10 protein-coding genes are annotated in these 10,772 nt (G+C 47.3%); 4 read left to right on the forward strand and 6 right to left on the reverse strand.

The features are described from left to right. Positions 1–84: 84 nt before the first annotated feature. Positions 85–1,107 carry an alpha/beta fold hydrolase gene (locus QUB66_RS12055; RefSeq protein ID WP_332967972.1) on the reverse strand — a complete coding sequence of 341 codons (1,023 nt, stop codon included), beginning with the start codon at positions 1,105–1,107 and terminating at the stop codon, positions 85–87. A 425-nt stretch (positions 1,108–1,532) separates the two neighbouring features. Between QUB66_RS12055 and infC the strand changes: the two genes are divergently transcribed. The 3 genes from infC to QUB66_RS12070 all read left to right on the forward strand — a co-directional run bounded on the left by infC (position 1,533) and on the right by QUB66_RS12070 (position 6,071). After that, positions 1,533–2,066 carry a translation initiation factor IF-3 gene (gene infC, locus QUB66_RS12060; RefSeq protein ID WP_265239585.1) on the forward strand — a complete coding sequence of 178 codons (534 nt, stop codon included), beginning with the start codon at positions 1,533–1,535 and terminating at the stop codon, positions 2,064–2,066. Between the two features lie 225 nt (positions 2,067–2,291). After that, entirely contained in the window at positions 2,292–5,354 is a 3,063-nt protein-coding gene (locus QUB66_RS12065; RefSeq protein ID WP_332967973.1) for a HEAT repeat domain-containing protein, read from the forward strand. Positions 5,355–5,594: 240 nt separating this feature from the next. Beyond that, positions 5,595–6,071, forward strand: coding sequence for a Crp/Fnr family transcriptional regulator (locus QUB66_RS12070; protein WP_265239582.1), 477 nt, complete (start codon positions 5,595–5,597; stop codon positions 6,069–6,071). Between the two features lie 287 nt (positions 6,072–6,358). On the opposite strand, the gene QUB66_RS12075 is transcribed toward QUB66_RS12070, so the two are convergent. Further along, the gene (locus tag QUB66_RS12075) at positions 6,359–6,703 is read right to left on the reverse strand and encodes a DUF4870 domain-containing protein (protein ID WP_265239581.1); all 345 of its coding nucleotides are present in this window, start codon (positions 6,701–6,703) and stop codon (positions 6,359–6,361) included. A gap of 102 nt (positions 6,704–6,805) precedes the next feature. Between QUB66_RS12075 and prfC the strand changes: the two genes are divergently transcribed. Further along, a complete protein-coding gene (gene prfC / locus QUB66_RS12080) occupies positions 6,806–8,434 on the forward strand; it encodes a peptide chain release factor 3 (protein WP_332967974.1) in 1,629 nt (542 codons plus the stop codon). A gap of 168 nt (positions 8,435–8,602) precedes the next feature. On the opposite strand, the gene QUB66_RS12085 is transcribed toward prfC, so the two are convergent. From QUB66_RS12085 to QUB66_RS12100, 4 genes are all read right to left on the reverse strand, one after another. Then, positions 8,603–9,046 carry a type II toxin-antitoxin system VapC family toxin gene (locus tag QUB66_RS12085; RefSeq protein WP_332967975.1) on the reverse strand — a complete coding sequence of 148 codons (444 nt, stop codon included), beginning with the start codon at positions 9,044–9,046 and terminating at the stop codon, positions 8,603–8,605. Further along, positions 9,047–9,328: a hypothetical protein gene (locus QUB66_RS12090; protein ID WP_332967976.1), complete on the reverse strand. Its 282-nt coding sequence runs from the start codon at positions 9,326–9,328 to the stop codon at positions 9,047–9,049. It lies immediately after the preceding gene. A gap of 395 nt (positions 9,329–9,723) precedes the next feature. After that, positions 9,724–10,137: a PIN domain-containing protein gene (locus QUB66_RS12095; protein WP_332967978.1), complete on the reverse strand. Its 414-nt coding sequence runs from the start codon at positions 10,135–10,137 to the stop codon at positions 9,724–9,726. Continuing rightward, the gene (locus tag QUB66_RS12100) at positions 10,134–10,484 is read right to left on the reverse strand and encodes a hypothetical protein (RefSeq protein WP_332967980.1); all 351 of its coding nucleotides are present in this window, start codon (positions 10,482–10,484) and stop codon (positions 10,134–10,136) included. Before QUB66_RS12100 ends, QUB66_RS12095 begins: the two co-directional genes overlap by 4 nt. Positions 10,485–10,772: the final 288 nt, after the last annotated feature.

Here is a 10,772-nt window from a genome sequence, read left to right on the forward strand (position 1 = left end):
TCGAATTATCACAACTTTATTTTTGAGCGGGATCGATACCTGCAAGTTATTTTGGTTAATTAGCAACGCACTGCCCGTGTCTAATCAACTGCGCTGCAATTGACTCTTGCCCCTAGCTGCAAAATTCCGGCTCATCCAGTTCAAAATTGCTTGATTTACTTGTTCCGGGCACTCATCCTGGGGACAGTGGCCGGCATTGTCTAATTCCACTAGCTCTACACAATTGGGATTGCATTCGACAAATTGGTGGGGGCGGGCGAACCGAGGGGGAATCATCCGGTCTTGTTTGCCCCAAATTAACAGCATTGGGATTGTGGAATTTCGCAGCACAGTCTTGACACCGGGGCCAACTTGTGCACTTCCTACAGCTTTGAATACAGCGCAGAAGGCACGGGCGGCTCCCCGATCGCCCGCAGGCCCTGCTAGAATTTCCACTAATTCGTCGGTAATAGCTTCCGGGTTGGCGTAGGCAAAGCCAACCCAGCGGCGGACAACCGCAGGCTTGCGGACGAAAGCAAACAGAGGTCTGAGGATGAGCGGAGAAACAAACCAACTTTCTACAGCTTCGATCGCCGGTAACAGCCATCCGGGCACCGCCTCGGCTCGCACAGAGGGGTCTGGGAGGCTAATCATTACCGTACCAGCCACCATGTCCGGGTGAGCGGCGGCGGCGGCCAGACAAATCAGGGAGCCGATCGAATTTCCTGCCAATACTACGGGCTCTTTGATAAAAGTCAGCCAAAAATCATAAACTTGATCGACCCACAAAGACACATCGTAGTTGGCGGGAGCTTTTTGAGAAGCGCCAAACCCCAGCAAATCTAAGGCGTAAACTGTATGGTTTTCGGCGAGTGGGGCGAAATTTTGGCGCCAATGCCCGATCGAAGCTCCAAATCCGTGCAGTAAAATAATCGGGGTGCTTGATGTGGCGGAGGTGATTGGTTTGTCCGCAGAATCGGGAAATGCGATCGCGCCTTGATTTTGTCCCAAAGCTGGCCGTAAATAAGTGTAGCGAGTTTGCCAACCACGCCACACCCAGTCTCGTTGAGTTCCCACCCGTTGGTGCCACAGCAGAGAATTTGTCAATTTTGCCTCAGCTCGTAACATAAATTTACACTTGGTTATACCTATTCTACAAGGCAAATCAGGGGACTTGGGGGACTTGGGGCACTTGCCAGACTGGGCTATATGCGGTAATAAAAGCCGTTTTACCTCATTTTTAACGATTGACCGGGAATTTTCGACCGTTTTGTCATCAATCTGACACGGGGGCGGACGCTCGTGTGTGAAGTTAAAATAAAACTACGCAGAAACTTAGCCAGACTGAGTAGAATAACAGGTATTGTAAGAATTCATTTACGATCGTCCAAATATTCCCTAACGCTTAAGCTGAGGGGAGAGAGGGCGCGGTAGTACGTTCGGTAAGGGCAACACCTTACAAAATAGCTCGCTCGGACAATTGAAATATTGGTCGATCGAACCTGTAACTATCAAGAAGCTTCAATATTCAACTACTGATTGTAAAACCATTCATGCCTGTGATTGAAAGAAGACAAAATCGCAACCTACCCCAGATTAACGAAAATATTCGATACCCCAAAATCCGGGTGATCGATACCGACGGCGCGCAACTAGGGATATTGACGCCCGCAGAAGCGCTGCGTCTGGCAGAAGAAAAAGAACTCGACCTCGTACTTGTCAGTGACAAAGCTGACCCGCCTGTATGTCGCGTCATGGACTACGGGAAGTACAAATTCGAGCAGGAAAAGAAAGCGCGAGAAGCAAAGCGGAAGCAACACACTGCTGACGTGAAGGAAGTGAAGATGCGCTACAAAATTGAAGAACACGACTACCAAGTGCGCCTCAAACTAGCAGACCGCTTTATCAAATCTGGGGACAAAGTAAAAGCCACGATCATGTTCAGAGGTCGGGAAATCCAACACAGTAACCTAGCAGAGGACTTGCTCAAGCGCATGGCCACAGATTTACAGGAAATCGCAGAGGTGCAGCAAGCGCCGAAAAAAGAAGGCCGCAGTATGATGATGCTGCTGTCGCCGAAAAAATAGTTATGAGTGATTAGTCATCAGTCATCAGTCATCAGTCAATATTAATAGACTGGTGACGGTAGACTAATTGCCACGCCCCAAAACGGATATAGGTTTCCGACTATAGTCGTGGAGGGTCAAAGCAAAAATTTTAGACCAAAGTTCCAGCTCCTAGATGGCATCTGTGGAGTAAATTTCAAATCTCAAATCTTAAATTTCAAATCGGGATATCTACGCATCAGAAGCATGGAAAATTTTCAAATCAGCGCTTGGGCGGGAGCAGGAAAAGGAGTGCTGCGATCGCTCAACCTGCGATCGGAAGAAGTAGAGCGAACCGTACTGATGTTCCTCGTCTACACTCTCACCTCCGTCGGGCTGATCTGGCTGGAACTCAGCACGGTAGGTCTGTTTTTAGACGAATTCGGTGCGGACAAAATGCCCTATATCTATATAGCCAGCGCCTTTATAGGTTCTGGTTTGGGATTTGTCTACTCGTGGCTGCAAAAAATCTTGCCACTGAGGCGCACCGTTGTAGTGGTTTTGGCAATGATGTCGGTACCGCTATTTTTGTTTAGATTCGGCATCGGCTATGAAAATACTAAGATAGCTGGCATCAGCATCGCTTTTATTACTATTTTTTTGATGTGGCTGTGGGTGGAAGCTTGCTATGTCCTCAATGACCTGAATACTTCCATTACTTCCAACCAACTGTTTAATATTAGAGAAATCAAGCGCACCTATCCTCTAGTCAGCAGTGGTTATCTAGTGGCTGGAGTAGTCAGCGGGTTTTCTCTGCCGGTTTTGCTCTACGTAGTCGGACTCAAAAACGTTACTCTGATATCGGGGTTAATGGTGGCGACAGGCTCGCTGTTACTGTACTACCTCACGGAAAAATACCGCCAAGCATTCCCGGAAACGGCTCACTGGACAGATGACGAGGACGAAGACGACCAACAAGAATTTACCGCCCGCAAAGTTACAGGCCCTCTGCAAAAATATGCCATACCTCTAGTCAGTTTTTTCGTCCTTGCAGAAGTCCTCTATGTGTTGGTAGATTTTCAATTCTACAGCCAGCTAGAATACCAAAACCCTTCGGACGGTGCCAATGGAGCTAGCTGGATTGCTAGCTTTTTGGGGATTTACGAAGGTATACAAGGTCTGTTTCAAGTCGCGACTCAGTGGTTTGCTTCCAGTCGCTTGGTAGAACGAATCGGTGTATTTGTGACGGCGATGATTTTGCCGGCGGGTATCGCGATCCTCGGCGTGCTGACGATAGGAGCATCTCTGGGCCAGCTAGTCTCTGTGTTCATCGGACTGATATTGCTGAGATTTCTGGACGAACTGCTGCACTACACGCTGTTGGAAACTGTGAGCCCGGTTTTATTCCAACCGATTCCTGACAATATTCGATCGGGTATTCAAACTCTAGTCAACGGTGTGGGCGAACCTCTGTCCTGCGGAGTGACAGGAGTTGGCATCCTGATTATGCTGTGGGTGACAGACAAGATACTGCCCCACCAAGACGAAAAGGACAAGCTATTTCACGACAACCAAAGTTTGATATTTATTGGCGTGATCGTACTTTTGGCTTTGGTGTGGCTGTTTGTAGTCTGGCTGATCCGCTCTCAATACGTGGGTTTGTTGGTCAAAAGTGCGGAACGGGGGCGCTTGGGCGTCACCGACGTTGACCTGAAAGCTCTCAAACGCGCAGTGGTGGAAACTCTGGAAAAGCCGGGGGGCGAAGATGAAAAGCGCTCCTGCATAGAACTGCTGACGCAAATTGACCCGAAAAATGTCGGAGAAGTTTTGGCGCCTATCCTGGAAGTTTTGCCTTCGGCTTTGCAGCGCCAGAGCTTGGAAACCATGCTGCAACATCCGAACCCGGAATATTTAGAAGCTGTCCGCGCACTGTCGGAGCAATCTTTGCCGCCGGAGGTGCTAGCTTTGGCTTTGCGCTACATCTGGCTGACGGAGGCTGAACCGAATATTGACAGCTTGCGGCCTTATTTGCAGCCGATCGTCGATCCGGTGGTACGAGGTACGGCGGCTGCTTTAATTATGAGAAGGGGCGATCGCCAGCAAAAGGCAGAAGCTACTAATACGCTGCGCCAAATGCTCACCCACAAGCTGGAACGAGAACGGGTGATGGGGACGCGGGCTCTAGGAGAGGCTGATTATTTGCAAGGACTGCGGCTGTATATTCCCAATCTGTTGCAAGATGAATCTCTGCGAGTGCGCTGTGCTCTGTTAGATGTGATTTCTTCTACTCATTCGGAAGAATATTATCCTTCGCTGCTGCGCGGACTCGGTTACAAATCGACTAGGGAAGCGGCTTTGCAGGCGATCGTCAAACTTCACAATGATGCGATTCCTTTGCTCGTCTATTTAGCTGAGGACATCCACAAGTCGGATTTGGTCAGATTGCAAGCTTGGACGGCTCTCGGTCAAATTGGGACTGTGGAGGCGATCGACATTTTAGTCAGCAATTTGATGACGGCTTGGGGAACTACCAGGCGCAACATCCTCCGCATCCTATTGAAAATGCCCTCGGAAGCGGGGATAGAAGGGGTTCTAGACCGCATTGGCCGCAGCGGATTGGAAACTCTCATCGAACAGGAGTTGATGTTTATCGGTCAAATTTATGCGGCTCTGGTAGATTTGTCTGGGGTAACAACCTACAGCAATTTCTCAGAGCGAGATGTAAATAGCCCCGCACCTGCGAAGGATAACGATACGGCTCAATTGTTGCAGCGGGCTTTGGCTGGGCTGGAAGCTGATGCTAAGGAGCGATGTTTTTTGCTGATGAAGTTTCTTTATGCGTTGGACACCGTACAAGCTGCTGCTTTCAACATTGCTTCTGGCCAACCTTCTTTGGTGGCTAGGGGATTGGAAATTCTCGACAATACTGTGGATATCGCTAAGAAGCGATCGCTGATTAATTTGTTGGATCAGCACTCAGAAACAGAGAAGTTGAGCAATCTCTCCGAATTGATGGTGTACAAACCTCTATCCCCTAGCGATCGTTTGCGCCGCTTGCTAGAATTGCGCCATTTCCTTTCGGATTGGGCCTTAGCCTGCTGCTTTCACTTGGCGAGGGAAGCGCGTTGGAGTCTTACCGCCCAACAAACTCTTGTCTGTCTGCAACACCCGACGGGCTTTGTGCGCGAAGCAGTGTTAGCCTATTTGAAAATAGCTTCGCCGCGGGCTTTGCTCGAATTGTTGCCGAGGCTGCAAAATGACCCGGATAATTTGGTATCAGCTCAAGTTGAAGAGATGATGGCAGAGTTGGGGAATAGCACAAAAAGGTAAAGTTATCATTCTGAAGGAAGAAGGAAGAGGGAAGAAGGAAGAAGGAAGAGGGAAGAAAGAAAAGGGAAGAGGGAAGAAAGAAAAGGGAAGAAGAAAGAGGGAAAAAACAAGAACAACTCCTCACTCTCCCCCTCTCCCCCTCTCCCACTCTCCCCCTCTCCCACTCTCCCCCTCTCCCCCTCTCCCACTCTCCCCTTTTTCTTCTCCTTTGAAAGTTTAAATTAATCACTGCATCGCATTATGTTAACCAGCGTCGAACGCCTATTGTTTGTCAGGGAAGTTCCCATTTTTAAGGAACTGCGGGATGATTTTCTCGTGCGTCTAGCATCGGTGATGGATGAACTTTCGTTTCCTTCTAAGCATAGGATTTTTACGGAAGGACAGGAAGGTCGATCGCTCTATATCTTGGTATCGGGTACGGTGCGGGTGCATATAGGCGATCGGGATTTGGCACAGTTGAAGGCGGGGGCTTGTTTTGGGGAAATGTCGCTGTTTGATGCGGAACCTCGATCGGCTTCTATTTCTACTCTGGAACAATCGGAGTGTTTGATGTTGACTCAAATGCAGCTCTATGATGCGATCGATGAAACGCCGGGAATTGCTGTTAATATTATTCGCTTGCTGTCGCGCCGGATTCGTGAGTTGAATATCAAGTTGAATGCTAAAGAAGCGGTTATGCCACCGACAGAGACTGCTAGAGTTGCTGAAATGCGATGAAAGTTGGGAATTGGGAATTGGGAATTGGGAATTGGGAATTGGGAATTGTGTTTTATTCGAGCGGCAATTAGGTAGGCACAATTTTTCTCCCGTAAAATGCGTACTGCGCCTTACGAATTGCTAAAACCGTTTCTTTTCTTCCTTACGAATTGCTAAGCTAAAACCGTTTCTTTTCTTCCTTCTTCCTTCTTTTCTCTTCCTTCTTCCTTCTTCTATCAAACAATTAAAAACCCGGTTTCTACAAGAAATCGGGTTGTTTAAATCGATGGTGAAGCGCGATTGGCTGTCTAAACTATTCGGAAAATAAAAGGATAGCGGTAAGGTTGGTTAGGATCTTGCAAAACGTGGAGGATAGCCATAATTGTCAGTCCCCAGTGCAGGAGATAACCTAGCGGCACGAGGATAAAGCCTGCAAGCCCAAAAGTGACGACAGTTAACACCACAATCACGGTGCTGTACAGCCATACATTCAGGTGAAAATTGATGGCTTCTGTGGCGTTTTCTTTGACAACGGGGTCATCTGATACTAACAATACAGCGATCGGCGCTCCGATCGAGAACACTAACGTGCTGAAAAAAATCGCCCCGTGACACACCAGTGATAGCAGCTTCCGCTTGTCGGAGTCGTACATATTAGTTTTATTCCTTGACTTTACCGATAATTTTACCTTTAATAGCAACTGTAGCACAGGCTATAATGGCGATCGGGTGATGATTCCCCTACCTAATTTGTGATGACAACAGAACTCGAAACTGAACTGCTAGCTGCTGTTGAGCGCCGGCGCAACTTTGCGATTATCTCTCACCCCGACGCGGGGAAAACTACTTTGACAGAAAAGCTGCTGCTTTACGGAGGTGCGATTCACGAAGCAGGTTCTGTGAAAGCGCGGCGAGCTCAGCGACACGCTACCTCTGACTGGATGGCGATGGAACAGCAGCGGGGAATTTCGATTACTTCTACTGTGTTGCAGTTTGAGTATCAAAATTATCACATTAATCTGCTCGATACTCCGGGACACCAAGATTTTAGTGAAGATACTTATCGCACTCTGGCGGCGGCTGATAATGCGGTGATGCTTGAGGATGCTGCTAAGGGTTTGGAACCGCAAACTCGCAAGTTATTTGAAGTTTGTAAGCTGCGACGTTTGCCTATATTTACTTTCTTTAATAAGCTCGATCGCCCTAGCAGAGATCCTTTGGATTTATTGGACGAAATTGAGAAGGAATTGGGGTTGCAGACTTATGCGGTGAATTGGCCGATCGGTACGGGCGATCGCTTTAAGGGTGTTTTCGATCGCAGAGGGCGCAAAATTCACTTATTCGAGCGGACTAAACACGGTTCTCGCGCGGCTGTGGATACAGTCATTGAATTGGGCGATCCGCGGATTGAGGATTTGTTGGAACAAGACCTTTACTATCAGCTTAAAGAAGAGTTGGAACTGCTGGATGAGTTAGGAACTGAACTCGATTTAGATTTAGTTCGGGCTGGGAAAATGACTCCGGTTTTCTTTGGTAGCGCGATGAGCAATTTTGGGGTTGAACTGTTTTTAGATGCGTTTTTAGATTACGCGATGAAGCCGATCGCCCGCAACAGCAGCGTCGGGGAACTTCCGCCAACTTATGAAGATTTTACCGGGTTTGTGTTTAAGTTGCAAGCGAATATGGACCCGCGACATCGCGATCGCGTGGCGTTTATTCGGGTTTGTACGGGTAAGTTTGAAAAGGATATGAACGTGACTCACGCTCGGACTGGTAAAACGGTGCGTTTGTCAAGGCCTCAAAAGTTATTTGCTCAGGATCGGGAGTCGATCGAGATTGCGTATCCGGGTGATGTGATTGGTTTGAACAATCCGGGGGTTTTTGCGATCGGCGATACTATTTACACTGGTCAAAAGCTGGAATATGAAGGGATTCCCTGTTTTTCGCCGGAACTTTTTGCTGTTTTGAGAAATCCGAATCCTTCTAAGTTTAAGCAGTTCCGCAAAGGTGTTTCGGAGTTGCAGGAAGAGGGCGCTGTGCAAATTATGTATTCGGTGGATGAGTCGAAACGGGATCCGATTTTGGCGGCTGTGGGACAGTTGCAATTTGAGGTTGTGCAGTTCCGAATGCAGTCGGAATATAATGTGGAAACTGCGATCGAAATGTTGCCTTATAGTGTAGCTCGTTGGGTTGATGGCGGTTGGGATGCGCTGGCTAAGGTTGGGCGGTTGTTTAATACTGTGACGGTGAAGGATAGTTGGGGGCGGCCGGTTTTGTTGTTTAGGAATGACTGGAATTGCCGTCAGGTGGAAGGTGAGCATCCTGTTTTGAAGCTAAATGCGATCGCGCCTGTGGTTTCTGGTTTGGCTGTTAGCGCGGAGTAGGGAAACCCTGATAAGACCGGGCGAATGGAATTCGCGGCGACACAAACAAAACCCGCCTCCGCGGGTTGAAGAAAACACGATAGTTGAAATTCCGTTGAAATTACGTTATTTTCTTTAGTCCGCGCACCATCCGGACATCGTTTGTGTAGACGCGGTTTCAACCGCCGTCTACATCTTTAAAGTTGGGGGATTAACAGCCGTAATTTCTGAATAACGAGCAAAGTCAGTAATATTAAAAGTTAGGATATGGGTTAAACCATGAACGATCATAGCCGCAACTAGCCGCGCATCATGAACGTTGACACCTATAACCTTATATGTGATCACCAGTCGCTCCCATTCTTGGTAAATTGCTTCTGTATCCAACAAAAGAGGAAAAATCTGTTTTAAGCGATTAATTTCTGCCTCTGCTTCTGTTGCAGTACGTCCTAATCCATTTCTCTGGATTGGGCGGGTGCAGACGTTCCAAAACTCTATCAAATTTTGGGGTACGATATAAAGTTGTTCCCCGCGATTACGCAAAGTAATGATGGCATTGACAGCATCAGGATTCATTGGGTGTGTGCTATCGACGCTACGCAGCAGTATGTTTGTATCGAGGAGGAATGGCATTTAACCTCTGTCTCCATAAATGCTCTCTCGGCTAATAGCTTCATCTGAAAGATTGGGGAGGTTTAGGCTACGATGACTGTCAACCCATTCTTGAAATGCTATTAACCATTCTGTTGTAGTAGCTGTTTCGTAAAATGGAGGTTGTTGAGATTCTATTAGCCGTTTGAGCATCGCATCTAGTAAGGGTTTAATCTGATCCGGCGTGCGACTGGTGATTTTTGCCAAAACCTGAGTAATAGTCTGTATGTCTTGTTGGTGATCTTGTTGAAGATTGTTCAGCATAATTATCCTTGAGTGCAAGTTTTCGGCTGATGATAGCGGGTTCGATCGCACTTGTTGAATTGATTCTCATATTATAACTATCCAATCCCGCATCAAAACAAATAAGACCGGGCGAGTGCGATCGGCTGATGGTACACCGCCGGGAAGGTAAGCTGAGAGGTTGAGTCCTTCTGAGCAAATTTAGGACTTACGCGCGGGTGGCCAGAAACCGGGTTTTTTCGAGAATACTCGTTGTGATTGGCAGATTTGGGGGAAATACCGGGTTTCTTTGTCGCAGTGCGTCCAGGATTGCGCGCGTGGCCAGAAACCGGGTTTTTTCCAGAATACTTCGTTGTGATTCGCAGATTTGGTAAAAAACCCGGTTTCTTTGTCGGAGTGCGTAAATCCTGCTAATATTATTCCAAACGTTTTAATAACTCTCTAGGTGATAGAATTGATAAGGTAGCACCGACGAAATCTCCTGCATCGCGGGTGACGATCGCCTCCAGGTTATCTGACAGCGCACAAGCTAACTGTACGGCATCCTCAAAATCGGTTAAATTAGATGCAAATGCTATTTCCAAAACCTCGCGATCGACGGCTGATACTTTCATTAATGCTAATGTTTCAGAAATAGCTTGCCTAGCGCGATCGAGGCTGCGAGTTTGTCTTCTGACAATGTAGAAGATATTTGTTAAGGTTGCTGCTGTTACATATCCATCTATTTCCTCATTTTCAATCGCCTCAAATAAAGCATCAGCATCCTCTACAAATGGTTCTCGCTCTAGCAAACTATCGAGGATAATATTGGTGTCTACTAATACCTTCATTTTAGGTACTTCTCCACCAAACGTTCTTCTAACATGATTGCAACTTCTGCATCTGTAGGCGGTGGCATATCTGTTTTGGCTAGTCCTCTGAGTCGCTTGGCTGCACCTTGGCGATCGGGGTGCAATCTAATTTTAACTTCGGTATTTGTTAGCGGTAGTGCATCAGTTTTTGCTAGCCCCGTCATGGGTTCCACGAAGTTATCTGGTAAAGATTGTGGGGATTTTAGTTCCCGTCTGATGGACTCAACAATCGCATTGACTAGAGCTAATCTGTCGGTAACTGATAGTTTGTGCGCTTCTCGGCTTAAGGGTAGCCAAGGTATTTGCGGTATTTGGGATTCGTTCATATTTTTGATATTTTGATATTTTATGGGGATATTTTAGCAAATTTAGGACTGACGCGCGGGTGGCCAGAAACCGGGTTTTTCCCTTGAATACTTGGTGGTGATTCGCAGATTTTGGAAAAAACCCGGTTTCTTTGTCGGAGTGCGTCCAGGACTACGCGGGTGGCCAGAAACCGGGTTTTTATGTGGGGCCAGTAGTTTGTGTGACGACTCGTTAGAGAGTCCCACAGAATAAATGATCCTATAATAACCGAAAGATAATTTCAGTGTGTAGCCTATCTTAATTTCTCT

Source organism: Microcoleus sp. A2-C3 (assembly GCF_036706065.1).
Lineage (GTDB): Bacteria > Cyanobacteriota > Cyanobacteriia > Cyanobacteriales > Microcoleaceae > Microcoleus.